At 34.9% G+C, this 25,568-nt stretch carries 25 protein-coding genes, 2 pseudogenes and 1 riboswitch; of the genes and pseudogenes, 18 read left to right on the top strand and 9 right to left on the bottom strand.

Annotated features, from left to right (window positions below):
- Positions 1 to 13 precede the first annotated feature (13 nt).
- Positions 14 to 1,618 carry an ABC-F family ATP-binding cassette domain-containing protein gene (locus tag OR571_RS18190; RefSeq protein WP_282244845.1) on the bottom strand — a complete coding sequence of 535 codons (1,605 nt, stop codon included), beginning with the start codon at positions 1,616 to 1,618 and terminating at the stop codon, positions 14 to 16.
- 85 nt (positions 1,619 to 1,703) lie between these two features.
- Positions 1,704 to 2,219: a peptide-methionine (S)-S-oxide reductase MsrA gene (msrA, locus tag OR571_RS18185; protein WP_282246286.1), complete on the bottom strand. Its 516-nt coding sequence runs from the start codon at positions 2,217 to 2,219 to the stop codon at positions 1,704 to 1,706.
- A 121-nt stretch (positions 2,220 to 2,340) separates the two neighbouring features.
- On the opposite strand from msrA, the gene OR571_RS18180 reads away from it, so the two are divergent.
- The 8 genes and pseudogenes from OR571_RS18180 to metA all read left to right on the top strand — a co-directional run bounded on the left by OR571_RS18180 (position 2,341) and on the right by metA (position 11,187).
- The gene (locus tag OR571_RS18180) at positions 2,341 to 3,282 is read left to right on the top strand and encodes an LCP family protein (RefSeq protein WP_282244844.1); all 942 of its coding nucleotides are present in this window, start codon (positions 2,341 to 2,343) and stop codon (positions 3,280 to 3,282) included.
- A gap of 73 nt (positions 3,283 to 3,355) precedes the next feature.
- Positions 3,356 to 4,552: an AI-2E family transporter gene (locus OR571_RS18175; protein ID WP_282244842.1), complete on the top strand. Its 1,197-nt coding sequence runs from the start codon at positions 3,356 to 3,358 to the stop codon at positions 4,550 to 4,552.
- A gap of 5 nt (positions 4,553 to 4,557) precedes the next feature.
- The gene (locus OR571_RS18170) at positions 4,558 to 4,953 is read left to right on the top strand and encodes a sporulation protein (protein ID WP_282244841.1); all 396 of its coding nucleotides are present in this window, start codon (positions 4,558 to 4,560) and stop codon (positions 4,951 to 4,953) included.
- Positions 4,954 to 5,120: 167 nt separating this feature from the next.
- Positions 5,121 to 5,363, top strand: coding sequence for a hypothetical protein (locus OR571_RS18165; RefSeq protein ID WP_282244839.1), 243 nt, complete (start codon positions 5,121 to 5,123; stop codon positions 5,361 to 5,363).
- Positions 5,364 to 5,414: 51 nt separating this feature from the next.
- Positions 5,415 to 5,546, top strand: coding sequence for an RAxF-45 family protein (locus OR571_RS22825; RefSeq protein ID WP_308421238.1), 132 nt, complete (start codon positions 5,415 to 5,417; stop codon positions 5,544 to 5,546).
- A gap of 117 nt (positions 5,547 to 5,663) precedes the next feature.
- A pseudogene (abc-f, locus tag OR571_RS18160) lies at positions 5,664 to 7,531 on the top strand (ribosomal protection-like ABC-F family protein).
- Positions 7,532 to 7,824: 293 nt separating this feature from the next.
- The gene (locus OR571_RS18155) at positions 7,825 to 9,831 is read left to right on the top strand and encodes a methyl-accepting chemotaxis protein (protein ID WP_282244837.1); all 2,007 of its coding nucleotides are present in this window, start codon (positions 7,825 to 7,827) and stop codon (positions 9,829 to 9,831) included.
- A gap of 256 nt (positions 9,832 to 10,087) precedes the next feature.
- Positions 10,088 to 10,196: riboswitch (SAM riboswitch) on the top strand.
- Between the two features lie 82 nt (positions 10,197 to 10,278).
- Complete coding sequence (gene metA / locus OR571_RS18150; RefSeq protein WP_282244835.1) at positions 10,279 to 11,187, top strand: homoserine O-acetyltransferase MetA; 909 nt, start codon at positions 10,279 to 10,281, stop codon at positions 11,185 to 11,187.
- 30 nt (positions 11,188 to 11,217) lie between these two features.
- On the opposite strand, the gene OR571_RS18145 is transcribed toward metA, so the two are convergent.
- Complete coding sequence (locus OR571_RS18145) at positions 11,218 to 12,150, bottom strand: aldo/keto reductase (RefSeq protein ID WP_282244833.1); 933 nt, start codon at positions 12,148 to 12,150, stop codon at positions 11,218 to 11,220.
- A 284-nt stretch (positions 12,151 to 12,434) separates the two neighbouring features.
- Between OR571_RS18145 and OR571_RS18140 the strand changes: the two genes are divergently transcribed.
- The 3 genes from OR571_RS18140 (at position 12,435) to OR571_RS18130 (ending at position 14,476) form a co-directional block, all read left to right on the top strand.
- Positions 12,435 to 13,019: a histidine phosphatase family protein gene (locus tag OR571_RS18140; RefSeq protein ID WP_282244831.1), complete on the top strand. Its 585-nt coding sequence runs from the start codon at positions 12,435 to 12,437 to the stop codon at positions 13,017 to 13,019.
- A gap of 176 nt (positions 13,020 to 13,195) precedes the next feature.
- Positions 13,196 to 13,723, top strand: coding sequence for a DUF4652 domain-containing protein (locus OR571_RS18135; protein WP_348775085.1), 528 nt, complete (start codon positions 13,196 to 13,198; stop codon positions 13,721 to 13,723).
- A gap of 93 nt (positions 13,724 to 13,816) precedes the next feature.
- The gene (locus OR571_RS18130; protein WP_282244829.1) at positions 13,817 to 14,476 is read left to right on the top strand and encodes a hypothetical protein; all 660 of its coding nucleotides are present in this window, start codon (positions 13,817 to 13,819) and stop codon (positions 14,474 to 14,476) included.
- 40 nt (positions 14,477 to 14,516) lie between these two features.
- On the opposite strand, the gene OR571_RS18125 is transcribed toward OR571_RS18130, so the two are convergent.
- Complete coding sequence (locus tag OR571_RS18125) at positions 14,517 to 14,750, bottom strand: PepSY domain-containing protein (protein WP_282244828.1); 234 nt, start codon at positions 14,748 to 14,750, stop codon at positions 14,517 to 14,519.
- Between the two features lie 241 nt (positions 14,751 to 14,991).
- On the opposite strand from OR571_RS18125, the gene OR571_RS18120 reads away from it, so the two are divergent.
- A complete protein-coding gene (locus OR571_RS18120) occupies positions 14,992 to 15,648 on the top strand; it encodes an HAD family hydrolase (protein WP_282244826.1) in 657 nt (218 codons plus the stop codon).
- Between the two features lie 152 nt (positions 15,649 to 15,800).
- Here the strand turns inward: OR571_RS18120 and OR571_RS18115 are convergent, their stop codons facing one another.
- The 3 genes from OR571_RS18115 to OR571_RS18105 are packed head-to-tail and all read right to left on the bottom strand — an operon-like array spanning position 15,801 to position 16,704.
- Positions 15,801 to 16,025, bottom strand: a complete 225-nt coding sequence (locus OR571_RS18115; protein WP_282244824.1) for a hypothetical protein — start codon at positions 16,023 to 16,025, stop codon at positions 15,801 to 15,803.
- On the bottom strand, positions 16,026 to 16,199 hold the full coding sequence (locus tag OR571_RS18110) for a YvrJ family protein (protein WP_282244823.1): 174 nt from the start codon (positions 16,197 to 16,199) through the stop codon (positions 16,026 to 16,028).
- On the bottom strand, positions 16,192 to 16,704 hold the full coding sequence (locus tag OR571_RS18105; RefSeq protein WP_282244821.1) for a sigma-70 family RNA polymerase sigma factor: 513 nt from the start codon (positions 16,702 to 16,704) through the stop codon (positions 16,192 to 16,194). The genes OR571_RS18110 and OR571_RS18105 overlap by 8 nt, the downstream gene beginning before the upstream one ends.
- A gap of 505 nt (positions 16,705 to 17,209) precedes the next feature.
- Between OR571_RS18105 and OR571_RS18100 the strand changes: the two genes are divergently transcribed.
- The 6 genes and pseudogenes from OR571_RS18100 to OR571_RS18075 all read left to right on the top strand — a co-directional run bounded on the left by OR571_RS18100 (position 17,210) and on the right by OR571_RS18075 (position 24,060).
- The gene (locus OR571_RS18100; RefSeq protein WP_282244819.1) at positions 17,210 to 18,517 is read left to right on the top strand and encodes a helix-turn-helix domain-containing protein; all 1,308 of its coding nucleotides are present in this window, start codon (positions 17,210 to 17,212) and stop codon (positions 18,515 to 18,517) included.
- Positions 18,518 to 18,652, top strand: a complete 135-nt coding sequence (locus tag OR571_RS18095) for a hypothetical protein (protein WP_282244818.1) — start codon at positions 18,518 to 18,520, stop codon at positions 18,650 to 18,652.
- Between the two features lie 459 nt (positions 18,653 to 19,111).
- Positions 19,112 to 19,654: an NADPH-dependent FMN reductase gene (locus OR571_RS18090; protein ID WP_282244816.1), complete on the top strand. Its 543-nt coding sequence runs from the start codon at positions 19,112 to 19,114 to the stop codon at positions 19,652 to 19,654.
- Between the two features lie 260 nt (positions 19,655 to 19,914).
- Positions 19,915 to 20,100, top strand: a pseudogene (locus OR571_RS22820) (metalloregulator ArsR/SmtB family transcription factor); the annotation flags it as partial.
- Positions 20,101 to 20,238: 138 nt separating this feature from the next.
- Positions 20,239 to 20,655 carry an SRPBCC family protein gene (locus tag OR571_RS18080; RefSeq protein ID WP_282246282.1) on the top strand — a complete coding sequence of 139 codons (417 nt, stop codon included), beginning with the start codon at positions 20,239 to 20,241 and terminating at the stop codon, positions 20,653 to 20,655.
- 234 nt (positions 20,656 to 20,889) lie between these two features.
- Positions 20,890 to 24,060, top strand: a complete 3,171-nt coding sequence (locus OR571_RS18075) for an ATP-binding cassette domain-containing protein (RefSeq protein WP_282244814.1) — start codon at positions 20,890 to 20,892, stop codon at positions 24,058 to 24,060.
- Positions 24,061 to 24,133: 73 nt separating this feature from the next.
- Here the strand turns inward: OR571_RS18075 and OR571_RS18070 are convergent, their stop codons facing one another.
- Both OR571_RS18070 and OR571_RS18065 read right to left on the bottom strand, forming a co-directional pair.
- Entirely contained in the window at positions 24,134 to 24,805 is a 672-nt protein-coding gene (locus tag OR571_RS18070; protein WP_282244811.1) for a VC0807 family protein, read from the bottom strand.
- On the bottom strand, positions 24,795 to 25,547 hold the full coding sequence (locus OR571_RS18065) for a MerR family transcriptional regulator (protein ID WP_282244810.1): 753 nt from the start codon (positions 25,545 to 25,547) through the stop codon (positions 24,795 to 24,797). Before OR571_RS18065 ends, OR571_RS18070 begins: the two co-directional genes overlap by 11 nt.
- Positions 25,548 to 25,568 lie beyond the last annotated feature (21 nt).

Genomic DNA, 25,568 nt, shown 5'->3' with positions numbered 1-25,568 from the left:
TGCTTTAAATTGATTATGAAAGTTTTTGTGCATCTTTCCATTCTAGGAATTCATCATAAGTTAATTGTTTGTCTAAGATTGAACCGTCATCGCGAATTTCAATGACGCGATTAGCGATTGTTTGAATGAACTGATGGTCATGTGATGTAAAGATCATGGCACCTTTAAATACAGTCAATCCATTATTTAGTGCTTGGATAGATTCCAAATCTAAATGGTTCGTAGGCTCATCTAGTAATAGTACGTTTGACTCTGAAAGCATCATTTTAGAAAGCATACAGCGAACTTTTTCTCCACCTGAAAGTACGGATGGTTTTTTCTTCACTTCTTCACCAGAGAATAGCATACGACCTAGGAATCCACGTAGGAATGTTTCACTTTCATCATCTGGTGAATATTGACGTAACCAGTCTACAAGCGAAGTCTCGTTCCCTTGGAAATATTTCGCATTATCAAGAGGGAAGTATGCACGAGTAGTAGTAACACCCCAACGAATGGAGCCTTCTTGCGGTTCTTCTTCCTCTGCAAGAACGCGAAGCAATGCTGATTTTGCTAACTCACCTCCAAGAAGAATAATTTTATCTTCTTTGTTTAAAGTGAAGTTCATTTTAGAGAATAGTTTTTCTCCTTCAAATGTGTAACTTAAATCTTGAACTTGTAAAACATCATTCCCAATTTCACGTTTCATAGAGAAATTTACGTAAGGATATTTACGAGAAGATGGTTTAATATCATCTAACTCAATTTTGTCTAACATTTTCTTACGAGAAGTTGCTTGTTTAGATTTAGAGGCATTCGCACTAAATCTTGCGATAAAGGCTTGAAGCTCTTTAATTTTCTCTTCTTTTTTACTGTTTTGATCAGATGCCAGCTTCAATGCAAGTTGACTTGATTCATACCAGAAGTCATAGTTCCCAACATATACTTGAATTTTGCTAAAGTCTAAATCCGCAATATGCGTACATACTTTGTTCAAGAAGTGACGGTCATGGGATACGACAATTACTGTATTTTCAAAGTTAATCAAGAAATCTTCTAACCATTGAATCGCTTTAATGTCCAAATGGTTGGTAGGCTCATCGAGTAAAAGTACATCTGGTTTACCAAATAACGCTTGTGATAGTAAGACTTTTACTTTTTCTGAACCTGTTAACTCAGACATTTTCTTTTGATGCATACTATCAGGAATACCAAGACCTTGTAAAAGGATTGCAGCTTCTGATTCTGCTTCCCAACCATTTAAGTCTGCAAATTCACCTTCTAGTTCTGCTGCACGCATGCCATCCTCATCAGAGAAATCTTCTTTCATATAGATAGCATTTTTTTCATTCATTACTTCGTATAAACGTTTATGTCCCATAATAACGGTTTCTAAAACTGTATACTCTTCGTATTCGAAGTGATTCTGTTTTAGAATAGCTAAACGTTCATTTGGATTCATGATGACGTTGCCTTCCTGGGCTTCAATCTCTCCAGATAGAATTTTGATAAATGTAGATTTACCTGCTCCGTTTGCACCGATTAAACCGTAACAGTTACCCGGTGTAAACTTTATATTTACGTCTTCAAATAGTTTACGATCACCAAAACGAAGACTTACATTACTTACTGCAATCATGCTAGTACCTCCTAAAGTTCACAATGCTCTTATTATACCACGAATTAAGGCTAACTTGGTATTTTAAATAATTGTTTTATAATGCTTATTTCCAATGTTTGTCGATAAATTCGTCTCGGCCCGATTGAGCTCTGTCTTCTTTGTAGTGATCGGGACTTTTTTTATAAAAATCTTGGTGATAATCTTCTGCTTCAAAGAATGTTTGTGCATCTCTGATTTCTGTAACAATTGGTTTAGAAAATTTTCCGCTTGCAGCTAAATCATCTTTTGATAATTGTGCAAGCTTGCGTTGTTCTTCTGTATGTACAAATATTGCCGACTTATAACTTTCTCCACGATCTTGGAACTGTCCGCCTGCGTCAGTTGGATCAATTTGTTGCCAAAAGATTTGAAGTAGCTCATTGTACGGAAAAATGGATGGGTCATATTGAATTTCAACCACTTCCAAATGCCCGGATGTTCCTTTTTTTACGTCCTCATATGTCGGGTTTTCTATATGACCTCCCATATAACCGGAAGTTACTTTATGTATGCCATCCCACGAATCGAACGGTTTTACCATGCACCAAAAACAGCCGCCTGCAAAAGTTGCTTTTTCCATCATTGTCATTCCTCCCATAATAGCATCATGTATTTTACCATGAGATACTAAAATGTACAAAATTCCGAAACTTAAACGGGGAAAATACGTTATTATAAGAATATAAAGGAGCGATATCATCATGGAAGAAGAACGACAATTACGAACAGGACGTAAGCGAAAAAGAAGACTCCGAGTAGGACGAGTCTTTACGTTATTTCTTGTGTTAGTAATACTGATAAGTGGAATATATGCGGTCACGCAGTATTCCAGTGGATACAAATTAGCGAACAAAGAAGTGGATTTAACGATCGATTTTGAAGGGGACAAGCTACAAGCTGAGGAACGGGAAAATATATTAGTACTAGGGGTAGACTCAAGGGGACAAAAACAGGCACGCTCGGATACGATGATGCTTGTTTCTTGGGATAAACAAGATAATGATGTGAAGATTATTTCGTTTATGCGAGATATTTATGCAGATATCCCCGGCTATCAATCGTATAAATTAAATACAGCGTATTATCTCGACGGGGTTCAGTTATTAAAAGACACGATTCAACAAATGTTTGATCTACCAATTCATCATTATGCGTTAATCGATTTTAGTAGCTTTGAATCACTTGTAGATATACTTGCACCGAATGGAATTCCAGTAAATGTGGAAAAGGACATGTCAGAGAAAATCGGGGTTACCCTTACACAAGGGCAGCAAAATTTATCGGGTAAAGAGCTGCTTGGTTATGCAAGGTTTCGTGCAGATGAAAATGGCGATTTTGGGCGAGTTGAAAGACAACAAAAAGTGATGGAAGCATTAAAGGATGAAATACTGTCCATCGGAAACCTATCTAATACACCGAAATTTTTAGGTGCGGCTGAAGGGTATATCGAAACAGACTATTCTAGAACCGATAAAGGAAAACGGATAATAGATGCTCTCATTAGTGGAAAACTTGAAATAGAGAAATTAACGATACCAGTAGAAGGAACTTACACTTTTTCTAGCTATAAGCATGCCGGATCCGTTCTAGAAATCAACACTGATAAAAATAAAGAAGCGATAGATAACTTTTTGGAAAAATAATAATGCTTAAACATTTGCCAATCTTTTCATTCGTCCGTAAAATATATTATATAGGAAAGGGTGTTTGATAAAAGTGGAGCCTGAAAAACCTTCTTTTTTTTCCACAAGGTACATAAAATTTTTAGGAGGACGTAATACGTTCTTTACATTTATCCTAATATTATTAATCGGACTGATTATTATGGTATACGGGGAAGTATCATTTATCTTTAGTCCATTAACTATATTCCTAGGAAATGTAGTTTTACCAGTAATTCTAGCTGTTATTGCATATTATTTATTAAGACCAATTTTGAGACTGATTGAGAAGATAAAAATACCTAGAGTGTGGGGTATATTAATCATTTTCCTAGCATTGATTGGATTAATCACGCTACTGGTATTTTTAGTTGTCCCATTTTTAAAGTCGCAGTCTACTAGGTTGGTTGAGGAATTACCGGTTTACTTGATACAACTATTGAACTCTTTAGACAGCTTTTTAAGAACTTCTTTTGTTGCAGACTATTATTTAGAAATTGAGAAAGAAGCAATGCAAGTGTTGAAAAACGTACCTGCAGAAGTGGGAGAGTTGTTTCAAAATGCAATTTCTAGTATCGCAACGGGAATCACATCTGTATTAGGAGCGGTAACAAGCTTCGTTTTATCGATTATTTTGGTTCCATTTATTCTGTTTTATTTATTAAAAGATGGAGAAGAATTACCTAAGTTTGTAATAAGAGTTTTTCCACCTCGTATGCGTGAGGATTTTCACTCTGTCTTCAGAAGTATTGATAACCAGATCAGTGCTTATATACAAGGCCAAATTCTAGTGTCCATCTGTATTGGATTTATGATATTTATTGGCTTCACAATTATTGGCATGGAATATGCATTGCTTCTTGGCGTGATTGCTATGGTTACGAGCGTAGTACCTTATTTAGGTCCAGTTATTGCAATTACACCGGCTGTTATCATTGCGCTTGTATCTTCGGATCCGCTTATGTTAGTGAAGCTTGCTATCGTGTGGACGGTCGTTCAGTTAGTGGAAGGAAAATTCATCTCCCCACAAATTATGGGTAAATCCCTTCATGTGCATCCAATTACAATTATTTTCGTATTAATTACTTCCGGAGCGTTATTTGGAGTTCCAGGTGTTATTCTTGGGATTCCAGGGTATGCAATATTAAAAGTGATTGTTGCTCATTTTTATACTTTATTCAAAAAACGTTATAATAGATATGAACCGAATTTGGAAAATCAATATGAGCATACAAATAACAAGGTGGATTGAGAGTAATGGCAAAGAAGTTTGAATCATCTATAAAAGTACAATCAATTAAAATTGATACGGTGGTAGACCATCCTTATATTGAACACGGTATCAATCTTTCAGGTACCATTTATATTGAAGGTGTACATGATGATGAATCGATAGAGAATATTAAACTGGAGGTTTTTAAAGTAAGAAACGAGCTAGTTTCCAAAATCATCTCCAAACATTCAATTGAACTAGTTGGTTCGGTTGCTTCCAAAGAAATGCAAATGATCCCATTTGAAATTATGCCGGATGAAAGATGGATACCTGATGGAGTAGAGGAAGTATCTAAATTAATTTTACGAACGACTGTTTTATTTGAAAATGGCAAAGAATTCAGTGATGAAGATGAAATTTATTTTGACATAGAAGAATAAGAAAAATGGAAACTCCAGTAATTGTACTGGGGTTTTTCTTGTTTTAAAGGGAATTATAAAATATATGATATGTGCGTCAGCTATTATTTTTCGTTTGTATCGATAGTATTTTTCTGTATAAAGCTGTTACATTAGTGCAATCTAATGAAAAAGTAGGAGGAAAATAAATGAACAAAAGAATTTCAACCGTTTTACTTGTTTCATTGATTATGCTATCTGCGTGTGGGTCCAATCGTGATTCAAATGATCCTGCAAATCCTGAAACACAGATGGACAGCCAAGAGCAAAATCTGCCAAACACTGGAAATGAAGAAGTTAATGAAGAAAATGATCTTGGTATCCCAGACACTGGTGATGATATGAACGATCCGACTTTTGAAAAACCCAAAAATAATCCATTGAATTATTAGAATAATGATGATAATATAAATTTAACTATATGGAACGGAGGTGAAGGAAGAATGAAAAACGCTGTGAACGCACATAGATTTATATTGGAATTTTTATCCACATCTTGTGCGATTACTCATGAAATTGCTGACAACGGGATAAGTCTGCCCATTTTTAGCAAATTGAATGAATTTCACAGCTGATAAAGTCATTCTTTCTGAACCATAAGTTTGGAAAAGACTGCTTTTTAGCAGTCTTTTTTTTATGGAAAAAAGATGCTTCCAGCTGGATTTAATCTAATGGAAAAGGAAGCGAATAAAATGATATGTACAATACAAGAAATAAGCAAAATGCTTGGAGGAAATATAATTTTTGAAAACCTGTCTCTTTCTATAAAGACTGGAGATAGACTTGGAATAGTTGGACGAAACGGTGCCGGGAAGACAACCTTATTCAAGTTAATTGCCCGATTAGAAGCTGCGGACAAAGGAAGTATTCATTATAAAAAAGGAACGCAGATTGGTTATTTGGCCCAAATCCCTACATTTTCTGATGAAATTACGGGTTATGATGTGTTGAATAGTGCGTTTCAGTCTTTAAACGTAATGCAAGAGAAGATGAAAGAGCTTGAGGTTAAGTTGTCTACTTCAAATCCCGAAGATATGGAAAAATTACTGCAAACATACGGAGATGTGCAAGAAGAGTTTACAAACAATGGTGGATATTTAATGGAATCAGAGCTTGAAAAAGTGATTCAAGGGCTACAGTTATCCAACTTTGTTTCGCAACCTTTTTCAAATTTAAGCGGTGGGGAGCAAACAAAAATTATGCTAGGCAAGCTTTTGTTAACCAAACCGGACCTGTTGTTACTAGATGAGCCTACCAATCATTTAGATATATTTGCAGTAGAGTGGCTAGAGGAATATTTAGTGAATTATGCTGGAACTGTTGTAATTGTTTCGCATGATCGATATTTTTTAGATCAGGTTGTAACAAAAGTGGCTGATTTAGAAGATGGCGAACTAACGCTCTATCATGGAAACTATTCTTTCTTTAGTATCGAAAAAGAAGAACGACTCACGCGTGAGTTTCAAGCATATGAAGAACAACAAAAAAAGATAAAGAAAATGAGAGAGGCTATTAAACGATTAAGACAATGGGCAAATGAAGCCATTCCTCCAAATCCGGGTTTACATCGTCAAGCTCGAAATATGGAAAGAGCTTTAGAGCGGATGGAAAAGATTAGAAAACCGCTCATCGATCCAAAAAAGATGGATTTGACTTTTGAAGCTGCCCCTCGGAGCGGAAAAGAAGTGGTTGTCATGGAAGAAGTGTGCAAATCATTTGATGAAAAAAAGTTACTTCATCTTCTAATCTTCATGTGTACTGGAAAGACAGATTAGCAATTGTTGGACGTAACGGCACTGGAAAATCGACCATATTAAACTTACTACGCGGAGAAATACCCATAGATAAAGGGATTGCGCGTCTTGGTAGTAACGTTCGAGTAGGCTATTTGTCGCAGCATTTCCATATAATAGATCCTAAAGCACGTCTCATTGATGTGTTTCGGAGTGAAGTAAATGTATTTGAAGGAGATGCACGCCATATACTAGCGAAGTTTATGTTTTATGGGCCGGATGTATTTAAACGAATAGGTGATCTAAGTGGCGGAGAACGAATGCGTTTACGCCTTGCACAGTTAATGCATCAGGACATCAATATGTTAATGCTAGACGAACCGACGAATCACCTAGATATTGACTCAAGAGAAGTATTAGAAGATGCACTAGAAGACTTCCAAGGGACGATACTTGCTGTTTCACACGATCGATACTTTTTAAATAAGCTATTTCCTAGAACTGCATGGTTAGACCAAGGACAATTATCCACTTTTGAAGGCCCATATGAATGGGCACGTGCTAAGTGGGAGGAATTACAAGCAAAACAACCCAAATTAGACCAAGTGGAATTAAAAGAAGCATCCAAGCCTAAACAAACAATGATAAAAAAAGAGCATCCCATTGAAGAGACAATTGCTGCCTTAGAAGTGGAAATCAATTCAATTACAATGCAAATAGAGATGGAAAATGACTGGGACCGTTATGAGCAATTATTGGCCACTAGAAAGGACCAGACTCAGCTTTTAGAGGAATTAATGGAGCAATGGATGGAATTAGAAGATTAATTGGTATTGTAATTATTAAGTAACTTGAACAATAATTTGCGGGGATGAATTTCTATCCCCGCGTTTTAAAATAGAATGGGAAATATATATGAAAAGCTGGAAAGAGGTTAAAGATGCTTTAATTAATATAAGGTAATCTCTGTCAATTAATTGAGGTATAATCAAATAAATCTAACAATTCTATTCCGTTCTACAAAATTATTATTCTTAAGTAGGTATAAAGTCTATTGTTAGTAGGATAGATAGATAGTATGTTTGATTTTACTACACTAATAGAAGAGAGAAGATGTTATATGAAAAAGTCAATAAAATGGAAAATAATCGGCACTGTAGCAGTGCTTATAGCTGTCGGGCTAATTATTTTAAATCTAATGAGTACATATACTGTCAATAAAAAGACAGAAGAGAGCTTAATAGAACAAAGTCAAGTGTTGGTTTCCGAAATGTCATTATCTATTTCCAACTATTTAAGTGCATATGAAAAAGGGCTTATGCAATTATCCTCCACACGGGAGGCTCTCGATTATAGGGATGAAAGATCCACGCCTGATCAAGCTACAGCTTCTCAATTAAAAACAGAATTAGACGCTAAATTCAAAGAGTTTTCCTCGTTATTTGATGCAACTTCGTCTGTATATTACGCATTGCCCAACAAGCAATTGGAGATATTTCCTGAAGTAGATCTTGGGTCAGATTTCGATCCTACAGTAAGGGATTGGTACAAATCAGCATTGACGGAAACTAACCGTGTACATTGGTCAAAACCATATGTCGATTCGGCAACTGGCGAGTATGCAATAACTGGTTCAAAAGCTGTCCTTGCAAATGGCAAAGTAATCGGCGTTGTTGGGATGGATATTCTATTGGCGCAACTTACAGATACGGTATCATCAAATGAATTAAGCTTTAATGGATACCCAGTAATTGTAGAGAAGGACGGTACGGCAATTGTACATCCAACGATGTTTGGAGAAGACCTTACAAATTACGCATATGTAAGTGAAATGCTAACAAGTGGAAACGAAAATGGAATTGTGCATGATAAAGCAGAAGGGATATCTTATGTCACTGTTTATTCATCGATTCCCGGTCTTGATTGGAAGTTAGGGGTCGTATATGATGAAAATAATATACAAAAAACAGCTTCAGATATCCGTAATATCATTATTGTTATTTCTTTTATTCTGTTGTTTGTATTATGTATCGTCCTTTTCATCACGATTTCTCGTATCGTTAAACCAATCGATGAACTAAAAAAATTAATGGATGCAGTTGCAGCTGGAGATTTAACCGTACACGCAACAGTCAAATCGAAAGATGAAATAGGTCAATTGGCTAATAACTTCAATAAAATGACGGAAAGCATGCACAATATTATCGAAGTGGTAAAACATTCTGCGACAAATGTGCAAGCTAACTCAGAGAGTTTAAGTGCGGTAGCAGAAGAAACAAACGCATCTGCAGAACAAGTTGCAATAGCGGTAACTGAAATTGCAGAGGGTGCCTCAAAATCTGCGGAAGATGCAGAAGAAGTAACAAATAGCTCTGCACACTTAAGCGAACAAATAAACTTAATCAATGCAAAATCAATCGCTATGACAGACATTGCAACGAAAGCAAACGAGATGAACACTAACGGTCAAAGTCAAATGCGTGAATTGAAATCATCCTTTCTTAATTGGGAATCCAATTTAAAATCTATGTCCGACGTTGTTGGCACTTTAGAAAGCAAAGTAAAAGCAATCGGAGGGGTCATGGAAACGATTATGGAAATTTCTGCGCAAACAAATTTACTTGCTTTAAATGCTAGTATCGAAGCAGCAAGAGCTGGCGAACATGGAAAAGGTTTTGCGGTAGTTGCAGAGGAAGTAAGAAAACTGGCAGAGCAATCTGCAAGAGCTACTGATGAAGTCAAAAAGACAATAACTGAGCTACAGCAAGAATCCGTTTTAGTTAGCAAGCAGATGAACGAAACAAGAGAGACATTCCAAGCTCAGGGCACGGTTGTAACAGATACACAAATTACTTTTGAAGAAATCTCAGCTCTAATGGCGAATATGCAAACTTCCATTGATGAAGTATCCGAGGAAATTGAACAGGTTTCCAAGTATAAAGAACAAGTAGTGGAAACGATTCAACTGATGGCAGCAACTTCTCAGCAAACGGCAGCTGCTTGTGAAGAAGTAAGTGCATCGTCTGATGAACAACTTCGCGCGATCCAATCTGTAGCAGAATCTTCAGAGACACTAACAGAACTAAGTGAGAAATTAACAGAGGCGGTAAATCGCTTTAAAGTCTAAAATCAATTAGTAAACCCTTTCGAATGGAGAATGCTCTATTCGAAAGGGTTTTGTGAAATCAAACTATATCTGATATTTTTCAAAAAGTATGAAAACTCTATTCAAACAAGCTTGTTCTTAAATTGAATGAAAAGCATGAATAAAGACCTCTCTACTAGAATATCTTTTACTATGATCTTTTTATTAATTTCAAATGTTGCATAAATATTTGGCTCATGGTAGTATTTACTAGATTACATAAACCAACAAATTAATATTCTTATCAAGAGAAGCAGAGGGATATGGCCCTGTGAAGCTTCAGCAACCTCTGATATTGTCAGAAAGGTGCTAACTCCTACAAGATTTTTTGTCTTGAGAGATAAGAACTGAGAGCTATTAATACACCCTCTTTTCTTATCCATAAGAAAAGAGGTTTTTTTATGTTACATAGAAAGGACGAGGAAGACAATGCCGATTAATGTACCAAAACAGTTGCCAGCAACAGAATTACTTAAAAAAGAAAAAATATTTGTGATGGATGAGGAGCGTGCGGTAGCACAGGATATACGTCCATTAAATATTATTATATTAAATTTAATGCCCGAGAAAGAAAGAACAGAATTGCAGCTTTTAAGATTATTAGGGAACACACCATTGCAAGTGAATATTGAGTTTATGCATATGGCTACACATGAATCGAAAAATGTTAGTAAAACCCACTTAAATACGTTTTACACAACGTTTGAGGATATCAAGCATCGCAAATATGATGGGATGATTATAACAGGAGCTCCCATTGAGCATTTAGCATTTGAAGACGTAAATTACTGGGAAGAGATGGTCAGAATAATGGATTGGACAACAACGAATGTGACGTCTGTATTAAATATTTGCTGGGGGGCACAAGCAGCTTTATATCATCACTTTGGAATCGGAAAATACGAATTACCAAAGAAATGTTTTGGAGTGTTTGCTCATCGTTTATCCGATTTAACAGTAGACTTAGTACGGGGATTTAATGATGTTTTTAACGCACCAGTATCTCGCTTTACCTCTGTTTCTTATGATGACATAAAAAAACATCCAGAGCTAAATTTACTTTCTATCTCTGATGAATCAGGTGTATTTCTTGTTATTTCGAACGATGCAAAACAAATTATGGTTACCGGTCATTTAGAATATGATGCGACCACTTTGGCGGATGAATATAACCGCGACCTATCTAAAGGTATTGATATGGATGTGCCTGCTAATTATTTCCCTAATGACGACCCGGAAAACGAACCATTAAATACATGGCGTTCTCATACACATTTACTATTTTCGAACTGGTTGAATTATTACGTATACCAAGCAACACCTTTTGAATGGGAATAAAAAACACAGAGCGTTCGCTCTGTGTTTTGTTTATCTAAAAATATGATCAATTTCTGCAACCTCAGTAGGTGTTAGCTGCACTTCTAATGTTTTGATATTAGCTAAAACTTGCTCCGGTTTTTTAGCTCCAGGTATGATTACATCGATACCCTGTTGAGATAAATACCAGGCAAGCACAATATTTGAAACCTCGGCATCTTTATCATTAGCTATTTGACGCAATAGTTCTACTTTTTCTAAGTTGCGAACAAATACTTCTCCTTGGAATAATGGATTTTTTGAACGGCCATCTTCAAATGTGCTATTTTTATCAAACTTCCCTGTTAGTAAACCAGAAGCTAGTGGGAAATAAGGTATAAAAGAAATAGTATACTCCTTTGTATACGGTAGAAAATCATTTTCTGCATCACGTTTTAATAGATTGTAACCCGATTGAAGAACATCAATATAGCCATCTTGGTTACCTTCTTTTAATTGCTCCAAAGTAAAGTTCGATACACCAATGGCACGTATTTTTCCTTCTTCTTTTAAACGGTGAAGTGCCCCAATAGCTTCTGCTTTTGGCGTGTTTTCATCTGGGTAATGTATATAAAATAAATCAATATAATCTGTTTGCAGGCTACGCAAGCTATTTTCGACTGTTTCTCTCAAAAACTTAGGAGAGTTGTCTATTAGAACTTGGTCATTTTCCAATTTATGGCCGCCTTTTGAAGCTATAACAATGTCGTGACGGATCTTACTTTCTTTTAATACTTCTCCAATTAACTCTTCTGATCTTCCTTTACCATAGATGAAAGCTGTATCCAAAAAGTCGATTCCATTATTAATTGCTGTGCGAACAATCTCCTTTCCAGTCTCATCGTTTAAATTGGGAAAAAGATTATGCCCTCCTACTGCATTTGTACCAAGCCCTACTGGATTTACGAATAGACCCGTCTTACCAATCTCTACTTTAGCTACCATAATCGTAATCACAACTCCTTATTAGAATATTCTCTATTATCTTACCAGTAATACGAACTAAAGTGATAGGAATTAGAATCATATGTTTCTCTGAAGATAAACAGGAAAATATCATGATAACTGTTTCATATTTTGAAGCTGATATTAGTTAAATAGAAGGATAAAATATCTTTAATGACGAATATTCATAAGGATAACAAGAAATTAGTATAAAAGGAAAAGGTATAAATCGAGAAGTAAAAGAATAACTATGAATGAGAATAAAAAATAGGAGCAAAAAGATTATGATAACAAACTTATATTTCGTACGCCATGCACATTCTACTTACTCACCTGACGAGCTGAATAGACCGCTGTCAGATCGCGGCATAGAGGATGCAAAACTAACGACCAATCTCTTGAAAGAGTTGGATATCAATCTTGTCATTTCCAGTCTTTATAAAAGAGCCATTCAAACGGTGGAAGGAATCGCAGAATATATTGGAAAAGAAATAGAATTAATCGATGGTTTCCGCGAACGTTTACTTTCCGAACATCCTATAGCGGATTTTGACAAAGCCATTTCTAAAGTATGGACAGATTTTGATTTTTCGTTGGAGGGAGGAGAGTCTAATTATATTGCTCAAAAACGAGGAGTAGAGGCAACTCTCCAAGTTTTAGATAGGTTTAAAGGTCAAAATATTGTTATCGGAACACACGGCAACATACAAGTATTAATCATGAATTATTTTGATCAGCAATATGACGTTCATTTTTGGGAGCAGCTTGCAATGCCAGACATATATAAACTCACTTTTAACAAGAAAAGTCTTGTGCAAGTTAGTAGAACGAAAAAAGATGAATTGAGTCTATCAAACACTGTCTTATAAGATAAAATAAACGGTATTAACCTTGAAAATTGCGTAAATGAAATGAGCGGGGGTACTTATTTATGAACGAAACTATGCAACAGCTGAAGCAAAAAATAAGAAATATAACGATTATTGCCTTTATTGGTTTTCTTTCTTTTTAGTATTTTTTTACGCCTACTGTTTTAGGTAAGGGTATAGAAAATATCCCAACACAATTTGACGCAAAGGTAGAAAAAAATTATGAAGCCAGCTTTCATTCAGGATGGAAAAAGTCATCAGATAGTTTGCAACAAGCGACCATTGATGGAAGAGGAGAATTTGCAACAGAGGAAGGAGAAGCAGTCCTAGTTCTAGAAAATTTAAAAACAAAGGCAACAACTATTTATCAGTTAAAAGATAATGATCTAAGTCAATATACACCCAAATATATTGAATGGATTGATAAAAATCGTTTGTTTGTCATTATAGGTTACGCATACGGGTCAGTAACGACTGGTGGGAAACTATATGAACTAAATATAAAGGATAACAAGCTTACTCCGATTATTGGAAATTTAAAGGAAAACGAAGAAATAATATCTGTGAAAGTCAATAAAAATAGTACTTTTAATTATAAAAAACATGTCTATGACAGTGATAACTATGAGGAAAGCGAAAGCCATATCGAGGAAAAAAGACTTCCTCTTCCTAAATTGAAAAAAATGAAAGAAGCTTGGTTCTAGCTGAACTGGAGCAAAGCTATTTTAAAGTAGTATAGATAAGTAAGAAAGAATATTTTTTATCATTGCTATTAAGAAAGAAGAGGGAAAGATAACATGAAATTAGCATGCTTGCACGCGCATCATTCGAATATTGATTATATAGAAAGTGCTTTAGCACATTTTAAAATTGAATTAATGCATTTTGTGGATCCTGGGCTTATGAATAGAGTGACACACGATCATAGCTTTTCCCAATTGAAGGCCAGGAAGAAAGTAAAAGAACAAATTGAATGGATAGCAAGTTGCAATGTCGATGCTATCCTTATTACTTGTACAAACTATATTGCGTTATTAAACGAAGAGGATCTTTCTTGCTCCATTCCTATTATTAAAATAGACGAACCTTATTTTGATGCAATTTGTCAAATGGACAAACCTCAAGTAATCCTATCTAACCCGAATACAGTAGAGGGTACGATGAAAAGACTGAAAGATTATGCGGAGACAAAGCAAAAAAGCTTAAATATAGAGGTTATGGTGATTGAAGGAACCTTTGAATTATTGATGCAGGGGTTAAATGAAGTCTACAACCAAATGATTTCTAGCTACATACGTAAAATTATAGATGATGGAAAAAAAGAAATCTCCGTTGCCCAACTATCAATGGTGAATGCCTCCAAACAGCTTGAACGCGAGATCTCGAAAACAATTATTAATCCATTAGATACATTGAGCTCGACCATAGTTAATCTATTACATACCACAAAAAAGTAATCCATTAGGTGAAATGCTAATGGATTATTTTTTTACAAAATTATCTATTAAAAAACGTGCTACTTTCCTGATCAATATCTACTATTACCCCTGTTTTTGCATTGACATCCACTTGATATACTCTGCCTTGAGCGGTCGAAATGAATACTTCATACACTAAAAGTCCGTTTTCCATATCTAAATCTACATGGATAACTTGCCCTGGGACTTGACGTCTTGCGACTTGCATTGCTTGTTCAATAGTAATACGCTGCATCTGCATAGGGTTAACCAATTATTATAATCCTCCTCATTCACATGTATCGTTCTACCATATGTAAAAGCACGTATTTCGGTGAATTTAATGTAATGATAAGGGCCTACACGCATGTAAATGCAGAAAAACTTTTCTAGTTATCAAAAAAGCTCCCAAAGCAAGAACTCGCATGTATGCTTATAGAGGAGGAATTGTATATATTAAATTATGAATATTTGGTAAAATGATGTGAAGTGATACTATTTTAGGAGGCAAGAAAATGAAAGCAATCATTTTTGATTTTGACGGTACTCTAGCTAATACTTTACCTATTTGTTATTATTCCTTTCAAAGTGTATTTAAGGAATTTGATGATAAAAATCTCTCACCAGAAGATATACGAGCGATGTTCGGGCCGTCAGAAACAGGTATTATCAGAGAGAACCTTGTTCATCCCAACAAAGAACAAGCCATTGAATTGTATTACGAAAAGTATTTAGAAAAACATTTACTTCTAGTGGAGCCCAATAATGAGATGGACGAATTATTGAGATCTATTAAAGAAAATGGACATAAGCTTGGTATAGTCACTGGTAAAGCAAGAAGAAGTCTAGAAATCTCCTTAAAAGCACTACAAATGGACGGTCTGTTTGATGTTATTATTACAGGTGATGATGTCATCAATCCTAAACCACATCCAGAAGGGATAATAAAAGCATTATCATTACTCGACGTAAACAAAGAGGATGCGATGTTCGTGGGAGATAGCGAAGCAGATATAGCAGCTGGGGTCTCCGCAGGTCTATTAACAATTGGAGTACAGTGGCTGGAAGATTATCAAACCGCTGACTTTATCACGCAACCCAATCGAATAATAAAAGAAATCAAACACTTTAACCACATACTTAACGAATTTACTATTCAAAGCCGTTTATGAAATATATATAGAGATACTAAAAACTGCACCATCAATCGTTAGTCTATACTAACAACTGTGGTGCAGTTCATCTGCGAATGGGGGTAGCACTTGAGACAAATTTTCGTGCTAGTGATCTAGTCAACTTAATAAATAGTAAATCTAAAATTTTTTCAGCACCTCGTTAGCATTCCAGAATAGTCTTGCAGCTGTTCTTCTCCTATGAAGTCAAAAAAACCTGGGACTTCAAGGTTGATATTATTTTTTATAATTTTAATCATACGTTCTTTTAGATCTTGTTCTAAGTCTTCTCTGTAATCATTGCTTGTTTGAAATAAAACACTTTGCATTTTGGGCTCTAGCTGTTTTAAAATTGCGAGAATGTCCGTTTCGTCCATTTATTCACCTCCTTTTCTTTTATCCATACGACTATTAACTACATTCTCAATGTTGTGGATGGCATTTTCAAGCGATTCTATTTTATTTTCAAAACGGTGTAACAAGTAAATAGATACTACAATTGGAAAGCCAAAGTTGCCGATTAAAGGTACAATGTTCCCTGCATCAATCATGAGTAATCCCCTTTCTAATTTTTTTTATAACATTTTTCCTTGTCTTAGAGACAGCTTGTTGAGTAATCCCTAAATATTGAGCAATCTCTTTATCTGTCATTTGCCTTACATAAACAAGTGACAGTATTTCTTTTTGTCTAGTCGTAAGTGTTTTAAAACAAGTAAATAATTTTTCGTTAGATATATGGTCTTCAATGTCTTTCGAAGAATCAATTGAATCGGAATATGATTTCTCGAAAAAAATTGGAGTTTCTAAATCATTTGTAAGGATTAATTGGTACCTATGCTTATATGTGCGTAATTTATGATCAAAATGCTTACTCTCATAATGCAAAACTTTAATAAGATAGGATAGAATTCTGTAGTTTTGATAATACTTTTTAAATTTCACATCAATTTTTTGTTTTGTTTCTTCTGAGTTTGTAGTTTGGAACTCTTCAAATAAGGTTTTGTTGTAAGGACATTTTAAAAATTCTTGTATTATTTTCTTTTTTTCGGAACCCATTTTGTCACTCCTTCACAAATTAGAATCTTTGTTCTGATTTGGCGTGTGAAAAATAATGTGTTGTCTCCCGGGTAAGATATATCTTGTCCTATAAAGGGGATTTTATTTTGTTATTAACAACCTTTTTTTCTGAAAATTTTTTTAATTTTGTCAGGACTTTCTGCTCTATGTGGTATAATGAAGATGAATTAATATTTAGTAAAAAGTAATTGTTCTTTCCTAAATATTACTAAAAAATACCCGTTTTTAGAACAAAAATAAGTTGGGAAATATCATTTATTACTTATATTTATTTTTCTTGAAACTCTTTCAATTTCGTAAAAGAAGGAAATTTTAATATTATATAATATTTTTGGATGGCAGACATATCTATATATTAAACTTGTTCATCACCGCACTGAACCCTTTTCTATGCTTATTGTCGTAATAGGTCGAGCGATTGTTAAAGGTTTCTTACTCTTCATAAAGAACTAATATATGTACTAAGTGTAAAGGGGTGGGGAAAATGAGTAGTATAGGTTATACCATCAAGCAAGAGAGATTAAACCAACAAATCAAACAGTCAGTATTGGCAAAAGGGATCTGTTCTACTTCCTATCTCAGTAAGATCGAGAATAATTCTACTGTTCCAAGCGAGGAAGTGATCACTTCCCTGCTGAAAAGGCTAAACCTGGAAATAGAAAAATTACCAAGCGAAGAGGAAAAGAAGTTCATTGAAGCTTTTTATGAGCAATATAAGAGAGCGATCATGCAGAGGGATAAGAAATGGATTAGAGAAATACTGGAGAAGTACTCTATTGGAAATAGTTACTTTTTGCAACTAAAAAATTTCTATACTTACAACCTGTATATGTTTCGATTAATGTTGATATTGAACGAAAAGACAGAGGTTTTACAATCCGTATTTGATGTGATCATAAAATCAGAAAATGATTTTGATGAGAAACAAAGATTTTTAGGGAATTTAAATATAGGTCTGTATTATTACTTAAATGGCGACTATTATAAAGCGTTAAACAGGTTAGAGAGCTCCGTGAAGTTTGTAAATAATGTATCCAATGAAGAGTGGGAAATAGCAGATTTTCACAATGTACTCAGCTTGATTTATTTTAAATGCAATCAATTTTTTAACACCATTAATCATGCTTCAAAATCGTTAGGCTACTATAAAGATAATCTCCTATTCGAAAGAGCTATTGATAGCTACATCGTTATGGGGGTAGCACATAAAAAAATGAGAAGATACGTGGAAGCAGAGAAAAATTATAATCTAGCCAAAAAGCTGGTGATAGACTATAAAGTTGCACATTATGAAGGGATGATTTATCAAAACATAGGTTCATTATATGCAGTCCAATCAAATCAAGAGAAGGCAATTGAGTATTATAAGCTAAGTTTGAAAAGTAAAGAAGAAAATGATAATGCGGAAGGATACTTAATATCTATACTTTCCATTATCAAGGAATATTCTAAGCAAAATAACCATATGGAGGTCCTTAGTTGGTGTAAGAAAGGCTTTGAGGTCATCGAGAACTTGGAGAATAAATTCAGTATAGAAAATCGATCCTATTATTGTCATTTAGACATCTATAGAGCATGTTACTCTTCTATAGATGATCTGGAAGTGGTATTAAAGAGAGGGATTGACTATTTTAAACTGATTCATGACGACCGGCATGTTCAAAAGTATTCCATTCTACTAGCGAATTATTACTTTAAAGAAAGTAAGTTTAAAGCAGCCGATTTATATTATCAGCAAGCTATTCAAATGCTATACAAACAAAATTTTATAACGAATTGGGAGGATTTATAAGTGAAAAAGAAAAACGTATTTATATGGTTATCTTTCGCCTTGATCTTGTCATTGAGTTTTACAACATCCGCTTTTAATCTTGCAGAAGACGAAGTTCCTAGACCTACATCTATCGATCACACTTCCTTTTTATAAAGTTTAAGTTAATCCCGCATTAACAAGCAGTAAGACTCCCACTTCAAGGTGTAAGAAAAGCGAAAAGATAAGAGGGAGATCAACTGCTGGCATGCGCCCGATTGGTTTAACTAACAATCATTGGGTGTTGAAGAACCCCCCCGATGATTGAAGTTTCCCTTTATAATATGTTGTCAAATACTCGTCAGCTCTAATTAAGCTGGTGAGTATTTTTTTAGTAAAATTAATGTATTTAATCAAATTTAAAGGAAATACCTAATTACAGAATAAACAGTTTTTAAGGATTCATGATAATTGAAAAAGTTATGTATGAGACAACTTCTTTCTTTATTGAGCAAATAATTTTTGAAATGAAGAGACATAGTATAAAATAAACATGTTGTTTATATTTTATTAAGTCAAATAAAGCAACGATATTATACTAATTTGTCTTCAAATAGACACCAGGAGGAAACAATCGTGAAAGTAGTAGCAATCGTCGGTAGTATTCGAAAAGAATCATTCAATTTAAAATTAGCACAGCATGTACAAAAGCGTTATGCAGATCAATTAGAGCTTGAAATATTAAGCTTACGTGATTTGCCAATGTATGACCAAGATATCGAATTAGAGGCACCACAAGCTGTCCTTGATTTCAAAGCTAAAGTAAAAGAGGCTGATGCAGTACTTTGGGTAACACCTGAATACAATTCATCTATTCCAGGTGTGCTTGGGAATGCTATTGACTGGTTGAGCCGTGTGGACAAAGTGATGAACGGCAAGCCATCTATCATTATGGGTGCTTCTATGGGCGTTTTAGGAACAGTAAAAGCACAAATGCACTTACGTGATATTTTATTCGCAAGTGGCTTAAATTCACCACTATTACCAATGAACGAAGTATATGTTGGCGCTGCACACGAGAAATTTGACGTGGAAGGTAATTTGACAGACGAAGCGACAATCAAATTCTTAGATGTAGTAATCGGAAACTTCCAAGAGTGGATGAAACAATACGTATAATAAACTTGCTCCCTTTTACAATTATTGTATAAGGGAGCTTTTTTTATTGGCTAAGAAAAGCAATAAAGACATAACATAGTGAGTTGAATGTTGTATTCGCATAATTTAGAGGACAAGGCAATGAAATAATGATGTAACTTGACATGTCACTATTTGGTGTCCTATAATCTTTTTAAGACAACAAAAGGTGTCCTATTATGTTAATAAGATGAGTAATCAGTGACATTACAGGTAATAATTATAAAAAGGTGGGAGGGATAATGGACGAAAAAAGTCAATCGCGGGACGTTTATGAAGCTGTCGCTGATCCAACAAGACGAAAAATACTTCAAATGTTAGCAAATGTTGAAGAATTACCTCTATATGAAATAACGATTCATTTTGAAATGGGTCGTACTGCCGTTTCTAAGCATTTAACTATTCTTAAAGACGCGAATCTAGTTATTGCTCGGAAGGTTGGAAGAGAAACGAGGTATCGACTTAATGCAGCTCCCTTAAGGGAAATTCAGGATTGGGTATCTTTTTATGAAGGCTTTTGGAAAGAAAGAATGGTTAAACTAAATCTATTATTGGAGGAACAAAACATGAAACCAGATGTATCATTAGATTTTCAATTTACAAGTTCAAATGAACAAGTGTGGAACGCCTTAACAGATTCGGAGACACTTGCAAAGTGGATATGGAAAAATGACTTCAAACCTGTTGTTGGACATAAATTTCAATTCCGAGCTGAGCCAAATGAATGGTGGGATGGAATCGTAAATAGCGAAGTATTAGTAGTGGATGAGCCAAATTTGCTTTCGTATACATGGGAAAGTGCTGGAGAAAGTACTACTGTTACATGGACTTTGACAAAAAATTCGGATGGTACTACTCATCTACATTTCGATCAAACTGGCTTCAGTGAAGAAACAAAAGCTCGTCAGGGAGCAATCGAGGGAGCTAAATATAGTTGGATGCAAATGGGCGAAAAGCTCGAAAAAGTGTTAACAGAACAGTAACAATATTATCATCATCCTTTATAATACCAACCATTTAGATTTTCTTAATGGTTATATATATAAACCATTCTTCAAAATAAGGGGTCTATTCTGCAGTAAAAATTGTGCCCTTATTAATGTTTATAAGGGCGCATTTCTGAAACAAGAAAGGCGCTCTTCTTATTTTTCAGCTTTTTGAATTGAAATATTATTAGCTTGGCAACACTAAATTTAGCGAATAGAGAGGAGAAAACTATGAAAGTAAATCAACTAATTGCGAACAATATAAATAGGTTAGATGCAGTATTACCAACAGATAAATCGTTAGGAATTGCAGGTTTGTCTGGCTCTGGTAAAACAACATTTTGTCAAACCGTAGGGGAAGAATCTAAAAAGCGTCTCGTTTCCCTATTACCAAAAGCTGAATATCAATATTTGTTTCCCAACATTATGGAAACCAATTTCAGCGCTATTAAGATGGAGGAAATGCCATTAGTACTTTTTCTCGGGAGATCCTCTATTTCTTCCAATCCACGTTCAACTATTGGCACACATACAGGCGTCTTTACAGAAGTTCGCGAGTGTCTTGCCAAAAAATTTAATCTTTCTCCAGAAGTGTTTTCGTTCAATAATGAATTAGGCTGGTGTCCAAAATGTAAAGGACGCGGTAATACCAAAAACGTCGAATGCCCAGCATGTAATGGCACACGATATAACGATGAAGTCCTCCAATATACAACGGAATTATTCGATAAATTACATAATATTTCCGATATCAACAACCTAAGTATTGAGTCCATTCTTTCACAAGCAGAAGTTTTAAATATAAGCGAAGGAAAGCAAAATATTCTTCAAAACATTATTAATATGAATATTGGGTATTTAACGTTAAATCGAATTATGGGTACATTGTCAGGTGGAGAATTAACACGTCTTTACTTGGCTGAATTTATGGCCACAAGTGAAAATACGGTTATTGTAATTGATGAAATATCCGTGGGTCTCGACCACCAAACATTACAAAAAATTTTAGAAGAGATCACACAACTCGGCTATAAGAATCAAATTTGGCTCATTGATCATTCTGACACAGTGCTTGATTTAACAGATGAGCAATTGTTCTTTGGTCCAGGCAGTGGTAAGTATGGTGGCAAAATTGTAGAAGAATCACCACGTCCAAAACCTGTCCATATAAAAAGAAATACAGAAGAACCGACAGATTACTATCAATTTCATGATTTATACTGCCGTAATATTCAAATAGCGGAGATTCAAATACCGAAAAATAGACTGGTAACCTTTACAGGGGAGTCGGGATGCGGAAAATCTACTCTAGTGAATGAGTGTATAGCTAAAGATTTTATGAATCGATATCCAAAAGATAAGCTAGTAATGGTAGGCCAAGATCGAAACCAATCGATTACAAGTCGGTCAACTGTGGCCACTTTTCTAGATATAAAAAAGAAACTCACCAAATACCAGGAGCATATGGATGATATTTTCGAGCGTTCAATTGAAGATATTATTGATGAATTGCCAAGTGAAGATATCGCCTATAAACGATTAAGCTTACTGATCAAGCTGGGCCTCGGTTATTTGACTTTAAATAGAAAAACACAAACCTTATCTACTGGAGAATTTCAATGTGTACATTTAGTTTCGGAGCTGTTTGCTAACTCGAGAAATCCTCATACACTTTTTATATTTGACGAGCCATCAAAAGGATTATCTCAAAATATTTTAAACCAATTCATTGATAGTGTCAGGGAAATTTTACAAGATGAATCGGTCTCTATATTGATGATTGAGCATAATGATTATATGATGGAGAACGCTGATTTTATCGTTGATTTTGGTAAAAGACAACTTGCACCTGTGAAGCATCTAGAAGTTGTTAGTCATGATGATTATTATAGACATCATAATCGAGCGGAGGTCACTACTCCATCATCTATTTCTTCCAAACTAAAGCAACAAACTGGTATTCATTATTTGGAAGAGCAGCCTATCGATTATTTTAAAACCGCAGAAAATATCTATAAGGGTGGTATTTTAAAAAGCTTATCCTCCATGGCTCGTTTAATTTATAGTGAATACGAATCCAATAAAATAGCGCCTGTCATTGCTATTGACCTTGAAAGACATTTATATAGCCAATATAGTTTTCTTTACGAAATTGGCGGTCTGATCAATCATATCGTGGCATCGCATCCGACGAATAAAGATACGAAAAGCTTTGATTTCTTTACTACGGACAATCATTGCCCATCTTGCTCGGGACGTCTAGTGATTGAAATATTTGATAAAGAGCTTGTGATACAGGACAAAAATGTTCCATTTTGGGATGGATTATTATATCCGGAAGTCATGGAAGTATTAAAATATTATCAATACGCTAAGTTAGAATTTATATTTGAAGAATTAAAAAATGAGCTCGGTCATGATCTGACAAAAAGCTACAATGAAATGTCGGAGGATGAAAAGCATACGTTTTGGTATGGGTATTTTGAAAAGTCTTTTTATGACAAGAAAGGCAAGGCGCGTAGAACGTGGGTAGGTTTTAATACGATTCTTGGCATGTATATGGTCATTTCAAAATCAATGATTAAAGAGCAAATGAAAGATTCTAAAGAAAAAATCACCTGTCCGATTTGTCATGGCACCGTGTTAAACCATCATAAAAAACTCCCATTTGGTGACACGGATATCCGAGAGATTATTCAGCAGCCACTGGATCAAGTGATAAAAACAGTAGGGAACTTACCAGAACTAGAAAAGTTGAAAACTATAGTTGGCGGGGATACAACATTAACGGAAGACGTCTCATTGCTTCCTAGGGAAACACAAGTCGCGTTGAAAATACTAGAGCTTGAGCTAGCAAGTTTTACAGGCTATGAGATAGTTTTACAAAATGTCTTGCCATTCTGGGACACAATTAAAGAAAATATCGAATCGATCAGTAAACATAACCAAGTGACCATCTGCGATTTTCCTACCATTAATGAAACAAGAGAAACAATCATAGATAAGTATTTCACCAATGGAAAATACAAGAAACTGACGTATGTGTATGAAGCATTTGGTTATAAAAAATTAGTTACCCAAATTAATAAAATTAAAAAAAGCCACCCCTGTCCATTTTGTAAAGGGAAGAAAGCCATCACAGAAGAAAACCTCCATGATGGCGTATTTAAATTAACGATACCATGCGTAAGCTGTAAGGCAAGCGGCATCAATGAGGAAGGACTTCAGGAAGTGGTCGAAGGCACCCCTGTCGCAACTTGGCTCACTGGAAAAGTAAGGGACGTCGTTGCTGCTGACTTATATACAAAAGCAGTCGCAGATATTCCGATCTTCCATCGTATTCGTGAATTAAATAAGCGAGATATGATGGCCGTTTATCAATGCTTAGAGCAAAATAGTTAAATTTTCGTTTTCGTTTGGGTGCCAGGTTCTCATTTAATTCTGAATTGTTTTTGAACCTGGTACTTTTTTATATTCATTCTGCTTCAACAGTTTGTACAGGCTTTGTCCAGTCCCTGTCTGTTTCCTTCATTACTTGCATTGCTTTATTCCCAGCAAATAAAAACGCGATAAATATTAGAACTGAAAATACTAAACCTAATGCTTTTCTAATGATTATTAAATGCATAAACGCATCTGCACCATGATTAATAATTAGCCAGACCATAATGGTGTTCATAACAAGCCCACGAATAACAAAAATGGCAGTAACCAACTGAAATAGTTTCACATTCTCCTTTATAAAATATAGCTTTTTACTTTTTTCTCGCGGATATCCTTGCAGGTGCATGAATTCTACTGCAAGATATATTGCAAGCGGTTTTTTTATCATCATGGAAATAATAAAAATTAAAGTATATCCATAGCTTAGAAAGACAGAATTCCAAAGCATCTGAATAGCAGATCCAGCAAGTAAATCAAGCAGGGAACTAAATAAAAGAGAAGAAATAATGAAAACCCCAACCAAATTAAATTGACGGTCCTTCATAAAACGATAAATAGTGTAAACGATTGCAGGAATTGTAGATAATAACATCGCATAATAATCACCGATAAAACTTCTCCCATGGGACCAAATGAAATAAGGTAGTCCTAAATATACAATTAACTCTACTAAGATATAATTTATTTTCAACCTATTGTCCAATGGCATTTACCGTAAAGTAATGGGCAATTGCCTTTTCTATAAACTCTACAATAGCCGGATCAAATTGATAAAAACCAAGACCATCTTTCACTTCTTTTTGCTTATTCCAAACTTTTTCAGCAAGTTTAAAATTTCCTTTAAAGTCTTTTTCGAGTAATTCTATCCATCTGCTTGCCAAATCTTGTGCTTTTGAACTTGTAAAATCGATATGGAGATTCTGTCTAATATCATTTATTAAGGAAATATAGACCTGTATGGTTTCGTCATTGTCTCCAATCTTAGGTAAATCCTTAAACAATTGAACTTCCTCTTTTGAAAAATAGTACTTCCAAATATGCTCATACACTTCCGTAGTGGTAGAAGAGGAGTTCATAGGAATTCGATCGAAGACTTCCTTCCAATTTGCAAGTTCCTCAAACTCACTTAATTGAAGTAAGTACCGAATAGAGCGAGATCGTTCCTCGATACGTTCTTTCTCTATTTCTAATACTTTTAATTGCATAGTAAGTGCATCTTTATGGCTTAAATGCTGATGTTCTAACATTTCTCTTATTGTTATTAGACTAAATCCTATTTCCTTCAATATCTTTATATACTGCAGTTTGATGACGTCCTGTTCCTCGTAGTATCGATGCCCGCCTTCACTTAATTGAGAAGGAGTTAATAGGCCTATTTCATCGTAATAGCGAAGGGTCCTTACAGTGGAGTTGCTCAATTTTGCTAAATTTCCAATCGAATACAAAATTATCCCTCATTTCTTGTT

It is taken from the genome of Psychrobacillus sp. NEAU-3TGS, assembly GCF_029955155.1.
Lineage (GTDB): Bacteria > Bacillota > Bacilli > Bacillales_A > Planococcaceae > Psychrobacillus.
Note: the sequence above shows the minus strand (reverse complement) of the source record. Positions and strands in the feature narration are given on the sequence as shown.